The sequence below is a fragment of the Tractidigestivibacter sp. genome (assembly GCF_057241865.1).
The window spans coordinates 1-22,640 of the sequence record NZ_DBHHPX010000027.1 but is presented as its reverse complement, the minus strand read 5'-3'; the positions used below and the strand labels follow the sequence as shown (position 1 = coordinate 22,640).

Sequence of the window (22,640 nt, the reverse complement as noted above, 5' to 3'; positions counted from 1 at the left end):
CGTGTCCCGCTCGCGGCAGAGCAGTCATCGAGCCGCGCGCCATCACGCCACGTGCGAGCCATCCGAAAACTGCCAACACGGCAAGCCGGACGAAGGGACCCGCGGATGCCGTTCGACTTCAAGAAGGAGTACCGAGATCTCTGCCAGCCCAAGGCGAAGCCCGCCATCATCGAGGTTCCGCCCATGCGCTTCATCGCCGTCGAAGGCTCGGGCGACCCCAACGAGGAGGGCGGGGCCTACAAGCATGCGCTCGATCTGCTCTATGGCATCGCCTATACCCTCAAGATGAGCTACAAGACCGAGCACGCCATCGAGGGCTTCTACCAATACGTGGTTCCGCCCCTGGAGAGCTTCTGGTGGCAACCGGGCGCCACAGGCGTGGACTACGCTGGCAAGTCGTCGTTCAACTGGGTTTCCGCCATCCGCGTGCCCAAGTTCGTCAGCGAGGCGGACTTCGCCTGGGCCATCGGGGCGGCCAGCGCCAAGAAGAGGATGGACTTCTCGCCCGTGCTGCTGCTCGAGGCCGACGAGGGCCTGTGCGTGCAGTGCATGCACCTCGGCCCCTACGACGACGAGCCAGCAACGGTCGATGCCATGCATTCGTTCGCCGAGGCGCAGGGCTACGCGCCCGACCTCTCCGACGCGCGGCGGCATCACGAGATCTACCTCACCGACCCGAGGAAGGCTGACTCTGCGAAGATGAGGACCGTGGTGAGGCACCCAATCAGGAAGGCGCAGTAGCAAGGGACGGACGCTTGGGACGTAGCGTACCCATGTTGGCGATGGGCACGGCGAGCTGCGTGGTGTCCCTGTGGTTCTTGTGGACCCCGGTCGGTGCAGGCGTGGCTAGTGAGCCAGGCGTTCAGTCACCGCAGCAACCAGGTCCTCGGCGGGAACCTGGGTCTGCTCGTGGGTCTCCATGTCGCGCAGAGTCACGGCGTTTGCCGCCACCTCGTCGGGACCGATGACTGCGCAGACGCGGGCACCAAGCTTGTCGGCCTGCTTGAACTGGCTCTTAAGCGAACGCCCCTGGTAGTCGGCCTCGGTGCGCACACCCGCCTGACGCAGCGCAAGCGTTGCCGAGAAGACCGCCTCGCGCTCAGCCTCAGAGGTCCCGGCCACGTAGACACACCAAGGCTGGGGCGTCTCGAGCGAGCCCCCCTGCGCGGCAAGCGCAAGGGCGATGCGCTCGAAGCCCACCGCAAAGCCAATGCCCGGCGTGGGCTTCCCACCCTCGAGCTCCATAAGGCCGTCGTAGCGGCCGCCGCCACCGATGGCGCCAACGCCACCGTCCACGGCCTCCACCTCAAAGACCGTGCGCGTGTAGTAGTCGAGACCGCGCACGAGCGTGGGATCCTCTACGTAGGCAATGCCGGCCTCATCGAGATAACGTTTGACCTGCGCATAGTGTTCGGCGCACTCGTCGCAGAGGTTATCCTTGGCAAGCGGGGCATCACGCATGACCTCGCGGCAATGGTCGTTCTTGCAGTCGAAGCTGCGCAGCGGGTTGATCTCGGCACGCTCGAGGCAGTCTTCGCACATCTCGTCAGCATGGTCGAGAATGAACTGGCGAACCCTCTCGCGATAGGCGGGACGACAAGCAGCGTCGCCCATTGAGTTGATGGAGAGCCTCAGGCGGGAAGGGTCAAAGCCCAGGCGTTTGTAGTACTCCATGAGCATGATGATGCACTCGGCATCCGCCGCTGGATCCGCTGCGCCAAGCCACTCGACGCCCACCTGGTGAAACTGGCGTAGACGCCCCTTCTGGGGACGCTCGCCACGAAACATTGCCCCGGCATACCAAAGCTTTGCGGGGGCGGCTCCCTGCGGCACCATGTTGTTCTCGACGGCGGCACGGACCACGCCAGCCGTGCCCTCCGGGCGCATAGCCAGACGCTGCTTGGGCTTGAGACCAACCTCAGAACCCTGCTCGAGGAGACTCTCGAAGAGGGCACCAGAGACCACACGGAACATCTCCTTGCGCACGACATCCGTCGATTCTCCGATGCCATGCACAAAGGTGTCGACCTGCTCGATCGCCGGAGTCTCGACCATATCAAAGCCGTACGCGCCAAAGAGGCCGCGCGCTACGTCCTGCATGCGCTGCCATGCGCGCATGTAGCCGCCGAAGAGGTCCTCAGTCCCCTGAACCCGCTGTGCCATGTAGTGCTCCTTCCGCGCCGCTCAAGGCGCATCTGGTCGCGGCCACGAACGGGACGTCCTGCGCGCCGCCTTCCACGACCATGTTCGGGTTGCAAGTATAGCGCCGGGGTGGCCTATGCGACGCTTGCGGAGGAGAGGTGCACGATGCGTCCGTCGATGCGCGAGGTCGCGTCGGTCTGGATGTCGATGTCGGCACCATCAGCAACGACAACGGCCCCTCGCACCACGGAGCCGTTTGCAAGACGCACGGTGGGAACGCCTGCCGCCACATAAATCGCAGCGGTATGCGAACTCGTTGAAGAGACACCATCAAGCTCAAGGACAACGTTGCCGCAGAGCTCTGCAAGGGCTCCTGTCGAAAGAATCTGGGCATCAGCAATAGAAACGCTGCTACCAGACCCCTCCGCGCGCACCACGGTGCCTGACGTAGCCTCGAGGCTCCCCTGTTCCATCGAAACGTCTGCCCCATCGGCTGCAGCGAGGGCGGCGCACCTCTCGCCCGAGGCGTAAACGGACGTGTTGCTCAAGCGTACTGTTGACCCCTTGTTAGCGCATGAGACGGCAACCGACCTCTCGCCGCGCGCGGAGAACGTCGAAGCAGCCTCCACCTCCGCAGTGCCTCCGTTGGCAACGGAGAGCGCACTTGATTCCTCTGGTGCAATTGATATCAGCGTCAACCGCGCCGCTGAAACATGCTCACCGGCACCCACCTGCACAACAGCGCCGGCATCGGTAGACGTGAGCACATCGTCGCCAAGTTCTCGCACCGCGTCATCGCCTGTGACGTCCTCATCGTCCTCAGAGCCATCCGCTGGGTCATCTTGCTCCTCAGAGGAGACATAGGCCGCTGCAAGCGAGAGGGACGCAGACGAATCCGTCACAGGCTGCATGCGAGGCTCCGAGGGCCCAGGAACGGTTGTCGAGACCCACGCCGAGCCACGATCAGAAGTGCCTTCGCGCGCTGCGGCGTCACTGCCATCCGCTTCATCAACTGAGCGCCCTTGCTGCTCCTCGCCTTGAGAGGTGCTCACGTAGTCGAACCCCTCCGCAAAGGCCTTCGGAGGCAATGCCCCCAGGGCAGTCGTGAGGGCGAATGCTGCCGTAAGCATGCAGATTGCCTTCGATGAGCGGGATGCCTTCTCGACAGGACGCCCCCACCAGCGAGCGACACACGGTGATGCGTTGCCAGCATCCGGTAGGGATGAAGCCTGAGCCTGCTGGGATTTGGTCGATGTCTCCTCGTACATGCGAGACTCCCCTCGTCCGATTCCGCGACGTCCAAGCGCCGCCTTGCCGAGAAGTCTTCCCTCGCACAGGGAGGCCCTGACCCCGACCGGAGTACATGCCATCCCGCACCCACGACGTTGTGCGGAAGCTGAAAGGGTCGGTGGCCCCCTTGTGCCACCGACCCTCTCAATTGCCAGTCAAAGGACCGGACTGAGACGTACGCCGATGCCCTATTGCCGTCGGTCGTGCTGGTCGTGCCAAAGCCCTGCCGCCTGAAGGACCTCGAGGGCAGTGTGTTGCGGTTGCTCGGGTGGGGTGGTAGAGCTGCGGTACTGAGCCATCATCTGCTTGAAGAGAATTGCAGGTGCGGGCGGAGTGTAGGTGACGGCGTTGGCGCCGGCCTCAATCGTGAGACGTGTTGACTCCTCCGTGCCGCCACTCGACGCGATAATGGGCACGTCGGGAAACTTCTCGCGAATCTTGCTCACGATGTTTGCGGTCTCCTTGCCTCCGGCGACGTTGATGATGGCTGCACCAGCGTCGATGCGCGCAGCGACATCGGCATCTGCGCTTACGACGGTGATTACCGTGGGGATGTCGATGGCAAGTGAGACCGCCCGAAGGTTGACGTTCGAGATGGGCGAGTTGAGCACCACCCCCATGGCACCTTGGCACTCCACATCATGCGCAAGGGTCACCGTACGCACCCCGCGCGTGGTGCCACCGCCGATGCCACAGAACACCGGAATGCTCGCAGCGTCGATGATGGCCTCAGAAATGGACTGCTGGGGAGTAAAGGGGTAGACGGCAAAGACAGCATCGGCATCACAGTTCTTGATGATTGCGAGGTCTGTGGTATAGACGAGTGAGCGAATCTTTCGTCCAAAGATTCTGATGCCGCTTGCCTTCCAGGACTCCTCCGGCATCTTGAGAATCTTGTGCCGAAGCCTGGCTTGGATGATTGGGGCTTCCTTCTTTGCGGTCGCCGGAACGACGACGGGCTCAGAGACATTGTCTTCCATGGTTGCTACCACCTTGTGAAACGTGGCGAACTCGGTTCGCGACATAATGCATCCCGATAGTACCCAACGAGTGCACCCCCTACTCACGATTCACAACATTTTTCCGACACGCCCGTGGAGAAGTGCTTCTCCACGCCACATGGGCTACAACGCAGACGATGGCTCATGCCTGCGCTGGGATAAGGCGTGCCAGGGGCGACTCAAGGACCGCGCAGCGCTCAACCGCCGCACCTTCATCCCCTATTCAATTCTCAGGGTGCTCTTTCTTGCCATACTCATCCGATGCATTGTGACCAGCGTTGGAGGTGCGGCCACCTCTGTCCTGGCCCTCTCCCTGACCCTCTCCATAGTTGGGGACAGGACGCGCATAGAAATCCCTACCGATGTGGGGAAGCCGCATCCGGGTCCATGGCATCGCAACGACCGCGACGCATCTAGAAAATGTCCTCCATGGGTGCTTTGCCATTGACGATGCCGCCCGTTATCCCACGCTCTCGAAGCATGCCGGCAATCGCATAAATGGGGTCTGGGTCCACCCCCTTCCGGGCAGGTGGCTTGACGTTGATGCCATAGACGACCTCGATGAAGCGTGACCGTGGGTCAACCTCTCCCCTAATCCAGGTCTCCCCTGCGTTTGCAAGGTAGTCCTTCCAGTTTGCATACGAACGCTGGGCGAGAAGGGTGTCGTCATTCCAGGCAGACCGCACCTCCTCATCGTCCACGGGTTGGAGGAACGACTTGTAGTCCTCATGCACGGCATCGGCAATGCCGTCGATGTAGTACCATCTCCCGCTGCAGCACTGATAGGGGTGGCGGTCCCCGCACAGCACCGCAAACAGGTCCTCCTTATGTATAGGGATGCGGGGCAGCCTGAGCATGTCCCCCACCTTGGATGGGCAGTCCAAGCCCACATCCCTTACCGCACGCTCCACCCCATGCATACAAAAGAAGGGGTTCTCCCACTCATCGAAAGCCTTGCGTATGCCAGCCGCCTCTGCCATGCAGCTGACCCTTACCAAACTCTCCTGGTATCCAGACATCTGATTGCCCCCACACCTCGAACAACCGACAGGGAGCCGGCCGTCGCCGGCTACGCTCGAGCGTTGCTTGCGAGGGAAAGAAACAGTGTCACGTGCCAGTGGGGGCCTCCGGGACACCTCCGCGCCTCGCAAGCCGATTGTACCACAGGAGAGAACACTTGTTCCCGTCAGGTTGCTGACAGATTTGTGCCAGAGAGCGCTGGCATGTCGCACCCCGGCGCATCGGGCCACGCGAGCACGCGCGCAAGCATGCCCCTGACATCGAGCACGCCGTACGCGAAGCCCCTGCGCACCAGTTCGTCGGGCACAAAGTCATCATACTTGTCAAAGCGTGGAACCTCACCGGGGTAGACCAGCTCCATGGGGTCAAGCGGGCGGGCAGCCTCCTCTTTGACCACACGGTAGAAGCCCTGAGCGTCCACACCCATGGTGAACTGCATGAAGTAGGGTCGGGAGGAGTCGAGGCCCTTGAGGCCGAGCTTCTCGCCGCAGCGGATCTTGAGAAAGCGCTCGAGGGCGAGAAAGGCATAGCTCCCAAGCCAGGGCAGAAGGCACCACGACGTGCCGCCCAGACACACCAGGGGCTCGGAGCCTAGATGGGCGAGCATGGCAACGTGGCGTGCCTGGGCAAGCCGAGCACGCGCATTGGGACGCAGGTAGGGGTATCCGCGCGTCTCGCGGAGAACATCTCTCATCCGCTCCAGCACGTGGGTATTCACGTCTCCGGCGCACATCCCGAAATACGCCGGAACCTTACCTTTCACCTGTGTGCATTCGATGAGGTGGCGTTTGTAGTCAATCTCTTCGATCACCCAGACGGCACCCGCGATGGCAATGCGCTCCCCCACCGGCGGCGGTTGGACGATGGTTCCCAGCTCCTGGGACTCGGAGCGCACGGTGTATTCCTCGTCATCGGCAAAGGTGGCGTAGAAACGGAAGTCGTTCGTCACGCGCTCGCCAGCGAGCCCCACGATGAGCCCGCCCGTCTCGGTACGCTCGATCTGGTCCGTGTCCGCAAGATGGCGCAGGAGCGTGCGGTAATCATCTGCCGTCACACGGTGGAAGGGCGAGAGCGTAAGCACGCGACGCGCCAGGTCTGCGGGCGAAAGCTCGCCCGTCGAGGCAAGCGTCGCCATAGTCTGGTGATAGAGGAGGCTGTAGGGCAGGCCATCCAGCCGCGGCGGCTCGACCCATCGCTCCTCGACGTAGAGCTGTACGAGGGCAATGCCCTGTAGGAGCTTCCAAGGCACGGTCTCGGGCAGCAGCGCCCGAGCCTCGGGCTCGTCCTCACGCATGACGAACCACATCTCGCAAGGCTGCCCGCGACGTCCGGTGCGGCCCATGCGCTGGAGAAACGAGCTCACCGTGAAGGGTGCGTCTATCTGGAACGCGCGCTCGAGGCGCCCGATATCGATTCCCAGCTCAAGCGTGGATGTGGTCACCGTGGTGAGGCTTGCGTCCTCGTCGCGCATGAGCTCCTCGGCCGTTTGTCTGAAGCTTGCCGAGAGGTTGCCGTGGTGGATGAGGAAGCGGTCGGGCTCGCCCACGGCCTCGCAATACTGGCGAAGCGTCGTGGTAACGGCCTCGCACTCCTCGCGCGAGTTGGCAAAGGCCAGGCACTTGTGGCCGCGCGTGTGCTCGAAGACGTAGGCAAGGCCTGGGTCCGCAAAGGCCGGCGCCCTGTCTGTGGGCGCCTCGGGCTCGGGCTGCTCCGTCTGCGGCGAGACGTCCGAGACATCTGGAGAGGCGTCCTCCACGCGCTCGTCTGGGCTAGGCACGCGCTCCTCGGCTGCGACCGGCTGAGGCGTCTCGTACGCAGCCTCCGCTGTAGCGGGGCCAACGCTGCCGCCGTGGCCAAGTCCGTCCTCACCACGCTCCGGTGCCTGCGGCCCCGTCACGTAGAAGTGCTCCATCGAGAGGCGCCAGCGCTCCCGCGGAGCCTCCAGCCTGGGGATAACACAGCCACGCCCCGTCCCCGCGGAAAGGTAGGCGCCGGTAGCGGCAGGGTCGCCGATGGTGGCCGAGAGACCAATGCGACGTGGCGTTACGCCTGCCAGACGGGAGAGCCGCTCGAGGCAGCAGAGCGTCTGGCCACCGCGATCGCCTCGCAGCAGCGAGTGCACCTCGTCAATCACAACAAAACGCAGGTCACCAAAGATGCGCGGGATGGCGTTATGGCGGTGCAAGAGCATGGCCTCGAGCGACTCGGGCGTGATTTGCAGGACTCCCGAGGGGCGCTTGAGCATTTTGGCCTTGTGAGACCGCGACACGTCCCCATGCCAGTGCCATACCGGTATGTCGCCTTCGGCGCAGAGGCCTTCCAGCCGTAAGAACTGGTCGTTGATCAGTGCCTTGAGCGGACCAATGTAGATGCAGCCCACGGACGCAGGAGGGTCTTCCCAGAGCTCCGTGAGGATGGGAAAGAACGCCGCCTCGGTCTTGCCCGAGGCAGTCGAGGCCGTGAGCAGGACATTCTCGTCAGTGTTGAAGATGGCGTCGGCAGCAGCAACCTGTACGGCCCTCAGGGCACGCCAGTCGTGCTCGTAGATAAAGTCCTGAATGAACGGGGCATAGCGGTCGAATGCGTCCATGGCTGCCTAGATATCGAACTCGGCGAACTCGTCCTGCCCGGCCGAAGACGCACTGGTAGGTGCAGCCGCATCCTGCTCGGCCGGTGCCTTCACGGGAGCGCTGAACTGCCCGCTGCCCAGCAGTTGCTCGACTGTGATTCCAGGGTTCTGGGACAGGATGTCGAGCATCTCGACAAAGTCTCGAATGACCTCGCGCGGAGTAAGGTGGGTGTCCGCCCCAACGCGACCATACTCCGTCTCGAGGAAGCGCACGAGCTCGCCCTGTGTGATTGTGCGCATGTAGCCAAAGAGCCCCGCATGGATGTCCGCGAGCTTCTCGACCAGTACCAGCAGCTCCTCGTGCGTGAGCGGCTCAAGCCTGATGACCGGCGCCAGCATGTCGACCAGGCCGTCCTGCGAGAAGCGCCCCTGCGCGAGGCGGCTTCTCAGGGCCTCGTAGGAATAGAGGCCACGGCGCCTGTCCTCTACCGCCTGCGGCGTTCCGCTCATGATGATACCGAGGTGGCGCGCCTTGCCCTGAAGCGTGTCATTGTACATGGTGAGCACCTTCTCGTAGTTGTACTGCCTGCTCACCGCGTTGGGGATCTTGTAGAGGTTCACCATCTCGTCGAGGAGGACGACCAGTCCCTTGTAGCCGGCGCCCACGAGGAACGTCGCGAGGATCTTGAGGTAGTCGTACCAGTCGTCATCGCCAATCACGATGCCCACACCCAGCTCCTGCCTGGCCTCGGTCTTGTTGCGGTACTCGCCACGGAACCACTTGGTGACGCTAGCCTTGGCCTCGTCGTCCCCCTCGAGGTGGGCGTGCCAGTACATGGTGAGAAGACGCGCGAAGTCGTACCCGTGGACCAGCTCCTGGACCGATGCCATGGTGCCCATGATGCGTCGCTCCATGGCACCAACGAAGGCCGGGTCCTCGGGGTCAAGCCCGTCTTCGAGCGTCACCTGCGTCTGCACGTTCGAGACCCAGCGGTCGAGCACCAGGTTGAGGGCACCTCCCTCCGGCCTGGTCTTGGTGCTGAGGTTGCGAATGAGTTCGCGGTAGGTGGCAAGGCCCTGCCCGCCCGTGCCCTGGAGGCGACGCTCGGGCGAGAGGTCCGCATCCGCCACCACATAGCCCCGGCCCATGGCGTGGTTGCGGATGGTCTGGAGCAGAAAGCTCTTACCGCTGCCATAGCGGCCCACCAGAAAGCGAAAGCTGGCGCCACCATCGGCCACGAGGTCAAGGTCATGGAGAAGCGCGGCCACCTCTCGGTCACGTCCCACGGTGATGTAGGGCAAGCCCACGCGCGGGACAACACCGCCCTTGAGGGAATTGACGATCACTTGCGCGATGCGCCTTGGCACGCGCGGCGCATGCCCAGAGATTGTTTGCGTCATGATTGAAGGTATCCTCTCAGGTCCTGCTCGTAATCCTCAACGATGGCCGGGCCGTCCTCTCCAAACTCCAACACCGTGTCTCCCATAAGGTCGAAGAGCTTCTCGTTGATGGAGTCGACGAGCATGTCGACGGAGGTGCCCATAGCAACAGGTACGCTCTTATGGGCGAGAAGCGCACCGAGGATGTCTTGCTCTTGGGTGGTGAGACCATTGTCTGGCAGCGGTGCAGATGCGCTCTGCTCGGGTGCGGGTTCTGCCGCCGGCGGTTGGGCGGCCGTACCCGCTGGCGGCAGCGGTGCGGACGCAGGCTCTGCAACGGCATCGCCAGGCGCGTGGTCCTCGCGTTCCTCGTCCACCAAAAGCGCCTCACGCGTGACTGCCGCCGCACTGCGAATGCCGCCCAGCTTGGAGAGGTCAACCCTAAAGCGGCGTCTCTCGGCCTCTTTCTCGCGCTCATGCTGCACCCGGCTCTCCTCGACAACCATCTTGTCGAGATAGCGGGGCAGCCTTTGGTCTTTGAGCGGATGACCGAAGCCCCAGTCGATGCGCATCTGACGGTCGATGGCCCGGAGGAGGCGCGTCAGGTTCCGACTGCGCTCGGCGGTTGAGTAGGCAAGTCGCTCCGTCCAGCGGCCCAAGCGATAGCTCACCGTTTGACCAGGACAAACGCGAATGGTTCGGTCTGGACCCTCCCAACCGCGCTCGAGCGGGACGCCGGCAAGCGGCGTGAATGGCCACGACGTACGGTAGCCAACCAGGCCGTCGACCCACCCCGTCTTCCTGCGACGATTGCAGTGCACGGCCATCCGACGCGCCACAGCCGCCGCGACCGCAGCGAACGACTCCTGGTGCGCGCGGACGAAGGGGGATCGCGACACATCAATGGTGGAGACGTTGCCCATTGCCACCATGACCTCGTCATCTGTAGGGGTCGACGCCTTCTCCCCCGACTGGCTCTCAATGAGCCCCTTGGCAAGAAGTTCCGCGTGCTCCATGGCACGCAGCGTCTCGACCCCCGAGCCAAACGAGCGGTCCGCCTCCGGGACCGTCTGGCGCACATCGAGTCCCACGCAGATGGCGTAGTCGCGCTCCCAACGCCTGATGTCCATGGTCACGCTGGGACCCCTGCCACGTGCGTCCTCATCGGCGCAGCGCTGCTCAAGCTGGTGGAGGCGGGCGAGAGCCTCGGCCCCCGGGGCGGCGCCCACGCCGTTTATGAGCTCGAAGGCGAGGATTGTGGCGTAGGTTGCCGGCGCATCGGCGACGGTGCCCCGTCGCCACGCGGTGCGCCAGGTGAAGTAGCCGCGCAGCTCCAAGTTGCCTAGGCTCTTGTAGGTTGGAAGGTAACGGTAGGGATGAAAGCCCTCGAAGGGGAGGCTGTCCTCGAACATGGCAGCGAGGCGCGCCTGCCGACAGAAGAGCTCACCCGACCGAAGGCCCTCGCCCTCCAGCCGGCGCAGCTTGCGCAGGGTGGGAGGAAGCTCTGAATCCGCGGGCTCCACGCTCCTTTGGGAATATCCCGACGTTTCAAGGGAGAAGGACAGCCAGGAGGGAATGACCTCATCGAAAGGCGTAGGCTGAGCCGGCCGCGATGCTGCTGCGTAGTCTACCTGGTGACGTCGCTCAGCACGCTGCCCGCGAGCCGTGCGCGCGGCGGCCCGTCCCTCCTGCCGACTCTTCGCGCGCTCACGCGCGAAGTCTGCACCGGTCTGAAGGATTGGCTGGTCAGAATAAGTGTGCTGGCTTTCGGCCACGAGCATGCGGGCAGCCCTCGATGAGAGGATTTGCTCAAGGATCTCCTCCGCACGCGACCGTGCGAAATCCTCCAGGTGACTCATACCGTCCTCGTCCAAGCCACACCTCCCCATACGACTCGGCAACCGTGATAACCCATTCTACTCCCCTGCTCAGCACATGAGAACGTGTGTACGACAATTCGCATATCCGAGCTCACGACCACTTGGTCGCATCTGTGCGTTCGATATAGAAGCAGCAAGAGCCCCAATGGCACGTTTTGACGTTTGGTGGCAGTTTTTCGGGGACCCCTCGAGTAGTAATTAGTTTGATGTTTGTTGATCCGCAGGTCACGGATTTGCGACCTCTTCTGAAACATATCAAGGATTTGCCCGAAACTGCCACCAAACGTCAATTCGTGCGGCCGCTGTCTGGCGAGCGCCCGGCCCCGCCCGCGTCCCCACATGGGCCGATGGCGCCGTCGGCGCCCGGGGAAGCCCCTCGCCGCCGGCCGGAACGCGAATTTACGGTTTGTGGCAGTTCGGGGCAAATCCTTGATGTGATACCGCTAGAGTGGTAAATTGCTGACCAGCACTTCAACAAACTTCGAATCAGTTTGCACTTTGCGGACCCCCGAAAAACTGCCACCAACCGTAAATTCGTGCCACAAGGGCCAAGCCCTCGCCTACATCCGCAACGCCGTGTTGCCAGCCCTTCTTTGGGGCGCAGCTACGCAGCAGGCTCTCCTCGTCCCACCGGGCGTGTCGTGGCAACCGTGACCAACCGGCCAAGACGGCACAGGCCTCAAGTGAGACAATATCCGAGAACAGTCTCACATCCAAGGAGCGCAGAGCATGGCAACCAACACTACCATCGGCATCATCGGCTGCAGCCACGTAGGCGCACACGTCGCAAGCGCACTGCTTGCCCAGGGACTCGCGAACGAGATACGCCTCTCCGACACGAACGAGAGGCTCTGTCGCGCGCAGACAAACGACCTTCTTGACGCCATGAGCTTCTACCCTCGCCCCGCGCGCGTGATCGAGTGCGATGCCACCTACGAGGAGCTGGCCGGCTGCGGCGTTATCGTCAACGCAGCGGGCCATGTGGACGCCGCCCGTACCGACCGCGACGGCGAGCTTGTCCCCACGGTCGAGGAGCCCAAGACGTTCGTGCGCCGCGTCGAGGACGCCGGTTTCACGGGCATCTGGGTGAGCGTCGCAAACCCCAACGACGTTATCGCCACCGAGATCCGTGACCTTGCCGACTGCGACCCCCGCCGCGTGATGGGCTCGGGCACCACACTCGACTCCGCCCGCCTCAAGCACGCGCTCGCCGGCGCAACCGGCCTCAACCAGGCCTCGATCAACGCATGGATGCTCGGCGAGCATGGCTTTTCCGAGTTCGCCCTCTGGTCGCACGTCGCCTTTGGGTGCCTCGCGCCCGAGGAGCTCGAAGCCCAAACGGGCATCACGCTCGACCGAGACGCGCTCGAGGAGCAGGCCGTACGCGGTGGATACACGACCATGGTGGGCAAGGCCTGCACCGAGTACTCCATCGCCAACGGGACCGTGTCCATCATCGCGGCCATCGTGGGCGACACCAAGCTCGTGACCCCCGTCTCGACCCTGGTCGAAGGGGTTTATGGCGTCTCGGGGCACTACGCGTCGCTACCCTGCGTGATTGGCGCACAGGGCGTCGAGCAGGCCATCATTCCCACCATGACGCCACGCGAGCAGGAACGTTGGCAGGCCAGCTGCAAGCACATCGAGGAGAACATCGCCAAGGTCTCGTGGTAGACGGCACGCGGCGCGTGCGGCCCCTCGTCGCTGGCAGACGGCTGGCACCCTACTTGAGCGTGACCTTTATCCCGCCGGAACCCTTGCCGCCACGTCCGCCACGACCACCAAAGAGCCCCCTCAAGCGCGCACCATAGCGCTTGAAGCGGTGGTTGATGCTCTCGCCGCTCGTCGAACGCAGGCCCAGAAGCGGCGCTGCGCACAGTGTAGGCAGGAAGTATTCGATGGCGCGCCAGAGCACGAAGCCCGCTGACGCCTGTGCCCCAAACATCTTGCCAAAGAGCAGCGCAAAGCCGCCCTCGGCTCCACCGGTGCCACCGGGCAGCGGGATGGCCGAGGTGAGCAGCTCGAGCATCGAGCCAGAGGCCAGGCAGGTAATGAGGTCGGCCTCCTTGCCAAAGGCGTTAAGCACGAACCACGGAAGCGCATAGAGGCAACCCAGCTGCAACAGGGTGAGCACCAGCACGCCAATGAGGTCCCGCCTGTTCTTGGCGGCGGACCTGAAGCCATCGGAGAACTCCATGATCTGGTTGTTTACGACCTGGTACCAGTGGTCGTAATCCTTCACCCAGCCGTGCTTGCTGGCAAAGCGCAGCACCCAGTTGCCAATGCTCGAGAAGAACTTGGGGTACGCGCAGATAGCGAAGAGCACCACACACTCCAAGATCTTGAAGGCAAAGAGCAGGATGCCAACGATGATGAAGTCGCCAAAAGAGTCCAGGAAGTAGTCAAGCCGGAAGACGAGCATGATGGCCGCAAAGATGCCCTCGCCTGCCTCGTACATGATGAAACGCGTGGAGTGGAGCGCGCCGGCACCGCCCACGGAGAGGCCCGAACGCGTGAGGCGATAGATCTGCGCAGGTGCGGCACCCATGCCGTTGGGTGTGAGGTTCATGAAGAATATGCCAGCGGCCTCGACGCTCATGAGGTCGCGCACGCCTACGGGAGAGTTGGGGTCTGTGATCACCGAGAGCACGTACGCCGAGACGCCAATGACGTAGTAGACCAGGTAGCAGAGGGCACCACGCAGAATCCAGGTATTGTCAACCTGCGAAAGGCTGCCGAGAAACACATCCATCTGGCCGGAGAAGATGAGATAGGCCAGGTAGGCAAGCGTGACACCGCCGAGAAAGGCCAGGCTCTTACGCACCTGGCCCATGCTCTGCTTGTCAGCCTCACGGTCTTGGGTCGAGACGGCCTTCACGGCGTCAACGCGGTACTTGACCTTGGCACCCGCGCCCACGGCAGCCGCCTTGGGAGTGGCCCCGGCAGCATGCTTGGGCTTGGGAGCGCTCACCTTGGCACCAACGACCTGCGGCTTTGGGGCCTTGGGGCGCTTCTGCGGCGCTGGGACACCCGAGGCCGAGGTGGCAGCCGTCGCAGGTGCTCCCCCGACATCACGCTGCCGGGAGTGCCCCTCCACGGGGGCCTTATCCTCGGCGTCCTCTGCCACAAGCACCTCCGACCCACCTCGCCCCAGGCCAGCGCCGGGGGTGTCAACCAGTCACGTCACACGAGCTAACTCAAGGATTATAGGCCACCGTGTCTGGTTCCACGATGCCGCCCCCCAGACAGACGAGACCCCCATAGATAACGGCGGATTGTCCCGGCGCCACCGTGCGCACGGGCCCAGCGAAGCTCACGCGAGCACGGCCTTTGTCGAGCGCCTCTACGCGGGCGGCCCGAAGCTCGCCCGTATGCCTCGTCCGCACGAGATACTCGCCGTCCGCAGGTGGCCTACCGGCAATCCAATGCACGTCGGAGAGGTCGAGCTGCATGCACCACAGGCCCGGGCACGCTGGGTCGGCGGTCACGTAGACCACATTTCTCTCGGTGTCTGTCGAGACAACGTAGCGCGCAGGCCCCCCGCCCAGATCAAGCCCGCGTCGCTGGCCAACCGTGAACAGAAAGGCGCCATCGTGGTGGCCAAGGACGCGGCCCGTCTCCCATTCCACAATGTCACCGGAGCGGCGCTCAAGCGTGTCCAGCAGGAAGGTCCTCATGCCCACCGGACCCACAAAGCAGATGCCGTCAGAGTCCGGCTTGGACTCCACTCCCAGTCCCCTCTCGGCGCACATGCGGCGCACCTCGGCCTTGTCGCGCAGGTCGCCCACGGGAAAGAGCGTGTGCGAGAATGCCGTCTCACCCACGCGCCAAAGGAAGTAGGTTTGGTCCTTGTGCTCGTCTGCGGCCCGCAGAAGCTGGGTGGCCCCCGCCTCGGAATCGCGCCTCACGCGGGCGTAGTGCCCCGTGGCGATAAAGTCGGCGCCGCGGGCAAAGGCGCGCTCGGCAAAGGTGCCAAACTTGACCGTCTGGTTGCACATCACATCGGGATTGGGCGTGAGGCCGCGGGCGTAGGCATCGACGAGGTAGTCGACAACGGTCCGCCGGTACTCCTCCTCGCAGTCCCAGACCTCAAGGCCAATGCCCAAGGTCACGGCCACGCGCTCGGCGTCAGCAAGGTCGTCTGCCCAGGGGCAGCGATACCCCGGCAGGTCGCGCGACCAACTGCGCATGTAGACCGCCGTCACGTCGTAGCCCTGCTCGACGAGAAGCGCTGCAGAAAGCGCCGAGTCCACACCTCCGGAGAGGCCGAGAAAGACCTTCTCGCCCATTAGCGACACCTCCCCACGGCAAGCCCTCCCGCGAGGGCGAGCATGTCCTCGTCGGTGACGCCCGTGCGCCGCATCTCGGTGCGCACGGCGGCCACGATCTGCTCGGCAGCGTAGTCGATGTCATCTGTGCTGGTAGGGCGCCCCACCGTGATGCGCAGGCTGCCCGCCGAGACCTCCGGGGAAAGCCCCATGGCCTTGAGGACGTGGCTCTCGCGCATGCGGCTGGCCGCACAGGCGCTGCCCGTGCCCACCGAGACCCCGCGCCGCTCGAGGAGCACCACGAGGCGGCGCGCCTCGAGGCCGGGAAAGCTCACGTGGAGAAGGCCCGGGAGGCGATGCCTGGCTTTTCTCGGCCCCGAGACCACCATGCCTGGAAACTCCGCTGCAAGGGCACCCTCAAGCCGCGAGCGCAGCGCCTCCTCGCGGCGACACTCCTCGGAGCGGCCCCCCTGCGCGAGGGCGAGCGCGGCGGCGAAGCCCACCACCCCCGCCACGCTCTCGGTGCCCGAGCGCGCGCCGCCTTCCTGCCCACCGCCAAGGATCAGGGGGCGCAGGCGCACGCCCTCGCCTACCCAAAGAGCCCCCACCTGCTTGGGACCGTAGACCTTGGCGGCGGACAGCGTGACCATATCGGCACCGAGCGAGGTCACGTTGCAGGAGAGCGCGCCCGCGGCCTGGGAGGCGTCCGTGTGCAGCCAGAGCGGCACGCGGCTTCCCTCGGCAAGGCGACGCTCACGCACCGCCGCAACGCCGCGCGCAATCTCGCGCACGGGCTGCACGGCACCCGCCTCGCCGTTTGCGAGCTCCACCGAGACAAGCTGCGTGGCAGGGCCAATCGCGGCGCAGGCCTCCTCGGGGTCCACCCGCCCGTCGGCACCTACGCCAACTACCACGGCATCGCGTGCCTCCGCGCAGGCAAGGACGGAGTCGTGCTCGGCCGCATCGGTCACCACGCCACCGTCCGTAGCGGCAAAGGCGAGGTTGTTGGCCTCGGTTGCTCCGGCGGTGAAGGTGATGCCATCAGGCTTGGCGCCTATGAGGTGCGCGATGTCCGCACGCGCGCGCTCCAGGGCGTCGCGGGCCGCGCGGGCGCGGGCGTACGGCGCGGAGGGGTTCTCGAAGCAGCGCGTGAGATAGGGCTCCATGGCCGAGAGGACCCTGGGGTCGAGGGGCGTTGCCGCCGCATAGTCGAGGTAGACCTCGCGGCCTGCGGCGCGCTGGGGTGCCATGGTGGCGGCCGTCACTGCTCGTCGCCCCCAATGACGAGGTTCTGGAAGCGATTGGCTATGAACTCGTCCGTGTAATGCTCGTCCACCCACTGCTCAAACGCGTTGCTGGGAGGCACACCGGCATCGCGTGCGGTCTTGCGGTTGAAGCACGCAAGCGTCATCCAGATGTCGGCCACGAGATAGACGCTCACTAGAATCACGAAGATTAGCTGCCGGCGCGACGTGGGCATGCCGATGCGGTACAGCAGCGGAGGCATGACCACACAGCACCACGTGAGTCCCAGCACACCCCAGAAAAACAGGAAGCGCCAGGCGACCCACTGTGTGATGTGGTCGGGCAGGTACTCGTAGGTCCATGACTCGGCGTGAAAGAGGGTGGCCATGGACCAGCCGGTGACCTGCTCCAGAAAGCCGCCGACCGCCATGGAGATGAGAAAGATCTGCCAGCCCTTGGCGTGGTGGCGACGCATCTCGAAGCAGATGATGGTGAGGAAGGCGGCACCAAAGCCATAGAGCGGCGAGAAGGGGCCCCATACCAGGCCCACGCGGCTCTGCGTGAGACCGGCGGTGATGAACATCCAGACCTCCTCGACGAAGAGGCCCGCGATGCAGCCGAGGAAGAAGACTATGGTGATCTGATAGAAGCCGAGGCGCATCTCGTCGAGGTAGGCCTCGGTCGCATCGCGCTCGGTGCGCATGATGGTAGCGCTGCGCTGGGGAACGTCCTTGTCGTCTATGCCCCTAAGGTCGCATTCGGCGACCTTCTCGGCAGCCTCCGCGGCCTCACGGGCCTCGGAGACCTCCGGGGCGTCAAGCTTCCTGCCCTGACGCAGCCAGTCTGAGAAGTAGCGGATCACCCGGACGAAGCCCTCGATGATGAGGACTACGAGAAGAAGCGTGAGCAAGCTTAGGATCATCGGGCGGGCTCCTTGGTGGGCTGAGGGTCTTGTCGAGGCGGGTGCCGGGGCGCCCGCATGCCCTCCTAGCATACGACACGACCGCCCGTGGCCGCATCCAGACTTTCTTCTCGGAATCCCCTGGCTTCTACCTGCGACCCTACCTGCCAATTCTCAAGTTCGTCTAAAAAAGTTCAAATTCTCGCTTGCATCGGAGCGGGGGTTCTCGTATATTATCCCCTGCGTCGCGGGCTTAGCGCAGTTGGTAGCGCGCCACCTTGCCAAGGTGGAGGTCGCGGGTTCGAACCCCGTAGCCCGCTCCATGCGTTTCCGGCCGGTGAGAATCGGCCTTTTTTCAAATGGCGAAGTGGCCAAGTGGTAAGGCACGGGCCTGCAAAGCCCTTACCCCCGGTTCGAATCCGGGCTTCGCCTCCAGAGAAGAACGGGCGCCCGTGCGAGCGGGTGCCCTTTTGTTGGTGACGGGTGTGCGGCCGGGTTGACGCCACAGCGCCCCCTGCAAGCGCCTCTACGCCAAGGCGCCGCTCCCGGAGGAGGCCCCAATCCCCTCGCGCACGGGCACGAGCTTCACGAGACGCACCACAGTTCCCCTCCCCGAGGGCTTGCGCCTAATCGACACGGCATCGGTAAGCAGGCGCATGAGACGAATCCCCCTGCCTCGCTCGGCACCCAGTCCCGTAGCCAACGGCTCCTCGTCAGCGCCAAGCTCGAAGCCCTCGCCGCAGTCCGTCACGTCGACCTCGATCCTGTCGTCGTAGGCGGTGACCGTGGCCAGCACGCCCACGGCGCACGTGTGGTCCACGGCGTTGCCTAGGGCCTCGCCGCAGGCAAGGGTCATGTCAAACACGTCATCATCGGAGAAGGGCATGCCACGCATGAGCTCGCCCACACGATCGCGCGCCTCAGCCAGGTGCACGGCATCAACGGGAAAGGTCGTGCGCCACAGCGGAAGCACCGACGGGTCAAGCTCCGAGACCGTGCGCCTGCTTCCCGCGCGAGACACCGGCATGTAGTCGACGATGCGCATGAGCGCGAGGCACATGTAGACCCGCGGACGCACGTTGATGAGCGAGAGAAGCCCACCTAGGGACCTCATGCGCCTGAGCTCCATGAGCACGAGGCCCAACCCGGCAGAGTCCGCATAGGAGACGTCATCCATGTTGAGGATGATGCGGCGGCAGCCATCGGCGATGAGCGCGTCGACATTCCTTCTCAGCGCACCCACGCTCGTCACGTCCAGGTCTCCTGCGACGTTCACCACGGCTATGTCCGACATTCTCTCCATACGCAAATGCTTCCCACAACGCCGTATGGATATGCCGAGAAGCGCAGGCAGCACGGTGACGCCCCTACCCCAGCCCGTCGAAGCGCACCGCGATCATCGAGACGTCGTCGTTGAGGTTGCGTCCCGTGAAGTCGTCCAGCCGTGCCAGACAGCGGTCGAGAAGCCCGTCGAAGTCCCCAGAGGTCTCGGTGGAGACCATGTCGCGCAGCCCCTCGTCGCCAAAGAACGCGCCGGAGGGCGAGCGCGCCTCAGTCGTGCCATCGGTGTAGAGGAAGAGGATGTCCCCCTCGCAAAGCGACGCCACGCCATCACGGTACTCCATGTCATGGAAGGCGCCCACAACGCCGGACTGCACGTCGAGCAGGTCTATCTGGCGCGTGGAGGCACGCACGAGGACCGCAGGCGGATGGCCCGCCGAGCAGTACGTGAGCGTCGCCGCAGCAAGGTCCACGATGCCCACGAAGAGCGTCGCGAACGTCTCGATGCGCGAGAACCCGAGCAGGAACTCGTTGAGCGAGCGTACCATGCGCGCCGGCGCGAGGCCCTCCCACGAATACGCTCCAAGCGCCGTCTTGACGGCCGCAGAGACCGAGGCGGACTCTACGCCCTTGCCCGAGACGTCACCCACGATCACGCAGGCGCGCCGCCCCGGCAGACGGATGAGGTCGTAGAAGTCTCCCCCCACGAAAGCAGACTCGGTGGCCGAGGAGTAGATGCCCTGAGCCGTAAGGCCGTCCACGTGCTGCAGCGCGTTACGCATGCCGGTCTGGAGCGCCTGGGAGATGCGCTTGTCCTGCTCGCGCTTCTCCTCCCCCAGAAGGATGTCGCGCACGTCATGGGCAAGCCTTCCGAGAAACGCCAGCTCAACGGCATCGAGGGGCTCGGCGCCGTCGGGACGCAGCACAAGGCAGCAGCGCCTCTCGCCCGCAAGCCTGCCCGCGTCAACCAGCGCACCCACGCAGGGCTCCCCCAGGTCGTGCAGGGCCGAGAAGACCTCCGTGCCAGATAGCACCGGCACCACGGCCACGCCGTCCTCTAGGTGGCCCCCCTCCGCAGCCGTGAGGTCTATGGGCACGGAGCGCAGGCCCGCGACGGGCAGCTCGGCCACCAGGACGCTCTGGTGGACGTTCTCCTGCAGGCGCACGTAGACGGCATCAAGCTCCTCGGCCGCCTCCACAAAGGCCTGCTCTGAGCGGGACAGGAGGTCCTCGTCGTCCTCAGAGGCGTCCAGGAGCCCCTCGCGCAGCTCGGAGCCCCGCTGGGCCAGCCGCTCTGCCCGCTGCTGGCGCATGGTCGAGAAGGCCCCCATAAGCTGTACGGAGAGGTAGTGCGCCACAGAGTCGAGAAGGCGCGCGCCATCGGTGTCCAGCGGATGCGGGCGCGACCACCCCACCTCGATGATTGCAATCACGTGGCCGCCAAACCACACCGGCACGGCGAAGAAGCTTGCGAAGGGCGGCAGCAGGCTCTTGCTTATGCGCAAGATCTCCCGGGTCTCCTCGTCCACGACCTCGCTCACGCGGATCTTCCCCTGGCGCAGCTCCGACGGCTGTGGCGGCTTCACGCGCAGGCGCAGGGCGTGCCCGGCGCGCGTGGCGAGCGTCTCGACCGACTTCCCGTATGCCATGAAGTGCGGGACACGTGCGCCCTCAAGCGACTTCGAGATGCCGCGCAGGTGGAAGCCATCGGACTCGGCGAGGTAGACGATGGTCGCCTCGGCCTCCATGGTCTGCGTGATCTCTTCCAGCACGCGAGAGAAGAGCGTCTGGACGTCACGCGAGTCCAGCGTGTCGAGGACAATGCGCAAAGCACCTGCCAGCCGGTTGTTTGCGCGGCGCAGGTCTTCGAGGTCCCTCTCGCCCTGGTGCTCCTCAAGGCTTTCGCTCTCGGCCGGAAGCGCCACCACGAGGTACGTCTCCCCTGCGGCCTGCACATGGTCGCAACGCACCCTCAGGCGCATTGGCACGCCCGCCAGGGAGGCCATGGTCACGACGGTGGATGTCCCGTCAACGGAGAACGGCAGCGCATCCGTCGAGAACGGCGCCTCCGGATCATGGCGGCCCGCCGGCGGAAAGAGCGTGCGCACGTCGGCGCCCACAAGGCTTTCTCCCCCTGCGCGTGACAGCAGCGAGGATGCCTGGTCGTTGGCGAGAAGGACCCTTCCGGCGCCATCGAAGACCACGACAGCCTCGCAGGTCAGCTGCAGGAGCCGTGCGAAGGTAGCGGCGAGGCTCCCCTCGCCTATGCCCTCCACGCGCCGCGTACTGAGTGCGTTCTTTGCCACGTGCCGCCCTTTCCTTGTAGTCTGGCCCCTGGTGGCATGGCCTTCTCCCACGACTTGCCGCACCGTGCGGGCCCCCACCAAGGCCATCGTAAGGCCACTCTCCCGCACCTTATGGCGAGAGGCTCATCCTGCGGGCGGGACTGGCGGCATAAAAACCGTTCCAGGCTCTCCGCCGCAGACCCCTTGCCCTACTCGAGCCACTGTGCAAATGCAGTCTTATCTTCGCTGTTGTATCCAGCGTTCCTGTAAAAATCTAATGTGCTTTCACTCTTTGCCCCTGTTAGCAGCATCATCTTATAGCAGCGGTTTTGTATTGCTACGTTCTTCTGCATAATCAAGGCACTCTGATGCAAAGCCTTTTCCACGATGCTCCTTGTTTGTGGCCACGTTCTCAATCAACGCATATGGGCGGACGTCTCTGGTCAGGTTCGGCACAATAACGCAAACGCACGATGAGACTATCCTGCCATCCACCTCATTGACTATGATGTGATGGTTTGCGTCTTCGACGATTGCACTCCACGCGGCTTCTAAATGCCGTGAGTTACTTGGGATACCGTCCTCATGCAAATAGAGGTACAAGTTCAGCAATTCATATAAGTCATCTTTAGCTGCTTCCCTTACCACAATCACACCCTCACAACCTCTGGTTTTTCTCACTGAGCGTCCGACAATACTACGCCTTTTTCAGGTTCTTCCGCATTTCTAGTGGGTAGCACAGGCCAGTGAGGACTGGGCCGAGAAGTCCAGCCTCCCCAGCCTCAGGAAGATCATGGTCTCGAAGTACCCGACGTTCCTGAAGCCCCTCGACGCCCTCCTGATCGACTGGATCACGGAGTCGGGCCCCCCGAGGATCGCGTTGGTGGCGCTCGACCTCCACCAGTCGGGGATGCCCTCCCGCTCCTTGCGCAGGGTCCTCGCCACCACCCTCGTCTCGGGCACGTTGGAGTGCGCCATCCGGCTCGCGAGCCTGTCGAGGGCGACCGCCGCGGACTCCCTGTCCGGGAGCCCGTAGACGTCCCCCATGGCCTCCTCCATCTGGCACGCCCTGGCGGTCTGCAGGTGCGACCTCGCCGGGTCGAGGGCCTCCCTCGTCGCCCTCTGCCCATCGGTCAGGCTCTCCTCGCGCTTCAGCCAGACGTACCTGGTGCCCGAGGGCATGGCGCGCCTGTCGGCGGGCCCCCTCCTCTCGCGGCACCTCACCCCGTCGACTCTCCTGGGGAAGAGCCGCATGACATGGAACCTGTCGACCGTCTGCGCGGCGCGGGGCATCTCCGCGGCGACGCCGATCGAGTAGGCCTCGGTGTTAATGGCAATCTAGAAACCGCCGATCAGGGCAAGGAGATACGCCAGGCAG

At 64.2% G+C, this 22,640-nt stretch carries 17 protein-coding genes and 2 tRNA genes; 4 read left to right on the top strand and 15 right to left on the bottom strand.

Annotated elements, in window-relative coordinates; translation table 11 throughout:
• The first annotated feature begins 105 nt into the window (after window positions 1-105).
• Complete coding sequence (locus ACO59D_RS09275) at window positions 106-741, top strand: GyrI-like domain-containing protein (protein WP_485126725.1); 636 nt, start codon at window positions 106-108, stop codon at window positions 739-741.
• Between the two features lie 105 nt (window positions 742-846).
• Here the strand turns inward: ACO59D_RS09275 and hisS are convergent, their stop codons facing one another.
• The 7 genes from hisS to ACO59D_RS09240 all read right to left on the bottom strand — a co-directional run bounded on the left by hisS (window position 847) and on the right by ACO59D_RS09240 (window position 11,276).
• Complete coding sequence (hisS, locus tag ACO59D_RS09270; RefSeq protein WP_485126724.1) at window positions 847-2,163, bottom strand: histidine--tRNA ligase; 1,317 nt, start codon at window positions 2,161-2,163, stop codon at window positions 847-849.
• 113 nt (window positions 2,164-2,276) lie between these two features.
• On the bottom strand, window positions 2,277-3,272 hold the full coding sequence (locus tag ACO59D_RS09265) for a hypothetical protein (protein ID WP_485126723.1): 996 nt from the start codon (window positions 3,270-3,272) through the stop codon (window positions 2,277-2,279).
• A gap of 348 nt (window positions 3,273-3,620) precedes the next feature.
• Window positions 3,621-4,412: a hypothetical protein gene (locus ACO59D_RS09260; protein ID WP_485126722.1), complete on the bottom strand. Its 792-nt coding sequence runs from the start codon at window positions 4,410-4,412 to the stop codon at window positions 3,621-3,623.
• A 434-nt stretch (window positions 4,413-4,846) separates the two neighbouring features.
• Entirely contained in the window at window positions 4,847-5,413 is a 567-nt protein-coding gene (locus ACO59D_RS09255; protein WP_130812382.1) for a hypothetical protein, read from the bottom strand.
• A gap of 206 nt (window positions 5,414-5,619) precedes the next feature.
• Complete coding sequence (locus ACO59D_RS09250) at window positions 5,620-8,043, bottom strand: DEAD/DEAH box helicase (protein ID WP_485126721.1); 2,424 nt, start codon at window positions 8,041-8,043, stop codon at window positions 5,620-5,622.
• A gap of 6 nt (window positions 8,044-8,049) precedes the next feature.
• Window positions 8,050-9,423: an ATP-binding protein gene (locus ACO59D_RS09245; RefSeq protein WP_485126720.1), complete on the bottom strand. Its 1,374-nt coding sequence runs from the start codon at window positions 9,421-9,423 to the stop codon at window positions 8,050-8,052.
• Window positions 9,420-11,276, bottom strand: a complete 1,857-nt coding sequence (locus tag ACO59D_RS09240) for a TerB N-terminal domain-containing protein (protein ID WP_485126719.1) — start codon at window positions 11,274-11,276, stop codon at window positions 9,420-9,422. The genes ACO59D_RS09245 and ACO59D_RS09240 overlap by 4 nt, the downstream gene beginning before the upstream one ends.
• A 735-nt stretch (window positions 11,277-12,011) precedes the next feature.
• Between ACO59D_RS09240 and ACO59D_RS09235 the strand changes: the two genes are divergently transcribed.
• Window positions 12,012-12,956 carry a lactate/malate family dehydrogenase gene (locus tag ACO59D_RS09235; RefSeq protein ID WP_485126718.1) on the top strand — a complete coding sequence of 315 codons (945 nt, stop codon included), beginning with the start codon at window positions 12,012-12,014 and terminating at the stop codon, window positions 12,954-12,956.
• A gap of 49 nt (window positions 12,957-13,005) precedes the next feature.
• On the opposite strand, the gene ACO59D_RS09230 is transcribed toward ACO59D_RS09235, so the two are convergent.
• The 4 genes from ACO59D_RS09230 to ACO59D_RS09215 form a co-directional block, all read right to left on the bottom strand.
• Window positions 13,006-14,409 (bottom strand): lysylphosphatidylglycerol synthase transmembrane domain-containing protein, encoded by a 1,404-nt coding sequence (locus tag ACO59D_RS09230; protein WP_485126717.1) that lies wholly within the window; start codon window positions 14,407-14,409, stop codon window positions 13,006-13,008.
• A 70-nt stretch (window positions 14,410-14,479) separates the two neighbouring features.
• Window positions 14,480-15,571 carry a tRNA 2-thiouridine(34) synthase MnmA gene (gene mnmA, locus ACO59D_RS09225; RefSeq protein WP_485126716.1) on the bottom strand — a complete coding sequence of 364 codons (1,092 nt, stop codon included), beginning with the start codon at window positions 15,569-15,571 and terminating at the stop codon, window positions 14,480-14,482.
• The gene (locus ACO59D_RS09220; RefSeq protein ID WP_485126715.1) at window positions 15,571-16,800 is read right to left on the bottom strand and encodes a cysteine desulfurase family protein; all 1,230 of its coding nucleotides are present in this window, start codon (window positions 16,798-16,800) and stop codon (window positions 15,571-15,573) included. The genes mnmA and ACO59D_RS09220 overlap by 1 nt, the downstream gene beginning before the upstream one ends.
• 11 nt (window positions 16,801-16,811) lie before the next feature.
• The gene (locus tag ACO59D_RS09215) at window positions 16,812-17,717 is read right to left on the bottom strand and encodes a putative ABC transporter permease (protein WP_485126714.1); all 906 of its coding nucleotides are present in this window, start codon (window positions 17,715-17,717) and stop codon (window positions 16,812-16,814) included.
• 226 nt (window positions 17,718-17,943) lie between these two features.
• On the opposite strand from ACO59D_RS09215, the gene ACO59D_RS09210 reads away from it, so the two are divergent.
• Window positions 17,944-18,019, top strand: a tRNA-Gly gene (locus ACO59D_RS09210).
• 38 nt (window positions 18,020-18,057) lie between these two features.
• Window positions 18,058-18,131, top strand: a tRNA-Cys gene (locus ACO59D_RS09205).
• 91 nt (window positions 18,132-18,222) lie between these two features.
• Here the strand turns inward: ACO59D_RS09205 and ACO59D_RS09200 are convergent.
• The 4 genes from ACO59D_RS09200 to ACO59D_RS09185 all read right to left on the bottom strand — a co-directional run bounded on the left by ACO59D_RS09200 (window position 18,223) and on the right by ACO59D_RS09185 (window position 22,573).
• Window positions 18,223-18,999: an anti-sigma factor antagonist gene (locus ACO59D_RS09200; RefSeq protein WP_485126713.1), complete on the bottom strand. Its 777-nt coding sequence runs from the start codon at window positions 18,997-18,999 to the stop codon at window positions 18,223-18,225.
• A gap of 64 nt (window positions 19,000-19,063) precedes the next feature.
• Entirely contained in the window at window positions 19,064-21,283 is a 2,220-nt protein-coding gene (locus ACO59D_RS09195; RefSeq protein ID WP_485126712.1) for a GAF domain-containing SpoIIE family protein phosphatase, read from the bottom strand.
• Between the two features lie 294 nt (window positions 21,284-21,577).
• Window positions 21,578-21,910 (bottom strand): GNAT family N-acetyltransferase, encoded by a 333-nt coding sequence (locus tag ACO59D_RS09190; RefSeq protein ID WP_485126711.1) that lies wholly within the window; start codon window positions 21,908-21,910, stop codon window positions 21,578-21,580.
• Window positions 21,911-21,988: 78 nt separating this feature from the next.
• On the bottom strand, window positions 21,989-22,573 hold the full coding sequence (locus ACO59D_RS09185) for a transposase (RefSeq protein WP_485126739.1): 585 nt from the start codon (window positions 22,571-22,573) through the stop codon (window positions 21,989-21,991).
• Window positions 22,574-22,640: the final 67 nt, after the last annotated feature.

What these genes read in the sequence shown, in the direction of transcription:
- ACO59D_RS09255 (WP_130812382.1), bottom strand. Translation starts at nt 5,413, where the DNA reads ATGGCAGAGGCGGCTGGCATACGCAAGGCTTTCGATGAGTGGGAGAAC.
- mnmA (WP_485126716.1), bottom strand. Translation starts at nt 15,571, where the DNA reads ATGGGCGAGAAGGTCTTTCTCGGCCTCTCCGGAGGTGTGGACTCGGCG.
- ACO59D_RS09215 (WP_485126714.1), bottom strand. Translation starts at nt 17,717, where the DNA reads ATGATCCTAAGCTTGCTCACGCTTCTTCTCGTAGTCCTCATCATCGAG.
- ACO59D_RS09200 (WP_485126713.1), bottom strand. Translation starts at nt 18,999, where the DNA reads ATGGAGAGAATGTCGGACATAGCCGTGGTGAACGTCGCAGGAGACCTG.
- ACO59D_RS09250 (WP_485126721.1), bottom strand. Translation starts at nt 8,043, where the DNA reads ATGGACGCATTCGACCGCTATGCCCCGTTCATTCAGGACTTTATCTAC.
- ACO59D_RS09275 (WP_485126725.1), top strand. Translation starts at nt 106, where the DNA reads ATGCCGTTCGACTTCAAGAAGGAGTACCGAGATCTCTGCCAGCCCAAG.
- ACO59D_RS09265 (WP_485126723.1), bottom strand. Translation starts at nt 3,272, where the DNA reads ATGCTTACGGCAGCATTCGCCCTCACGACTGCCCTGGGGGCATTGCCT.
- ACO59D_RS09260 (WP_485126722.1), bottom strand. Translation starts at nt 4,412, where the DNA reads ATGGAAGACAATGTCTCTGAGCCCGTCGTCGTTCCGGCGACCGCAAAG.
- ACO59D_RS09220 (WP_485126715.1), bottom strand. Translation starts at nt 16,800, where the DNA reads ATGGCACCCCAGCGCGCCGCAGGCCGCGAGGTCTACCTCGACTATGCG.
- ACO59D_RS09235 (WP_485126718.1), top strand. Translation starts at nt 12,012, where the DNA reads ATGGCAACCAACACTACCATCGGCATCATCGGCTGCAGCCACGTAGGC.
- ACO59D_RS09245 (WP_485126720.1), bottom strand. Translation starts at nt 9,423, where the DNA reads ATGACGCAAACAATCTCTGGGCATGCGCCGCGCGTGCCAAGGCGCATC.
- hisS (WP_485126724.1), bottom strand. Translation starts at nt 2,163, where the DNA reads ATGGCACAGCGGGTTCAGGGGACTGAGGACCTCTTCGGCGGCTACATG.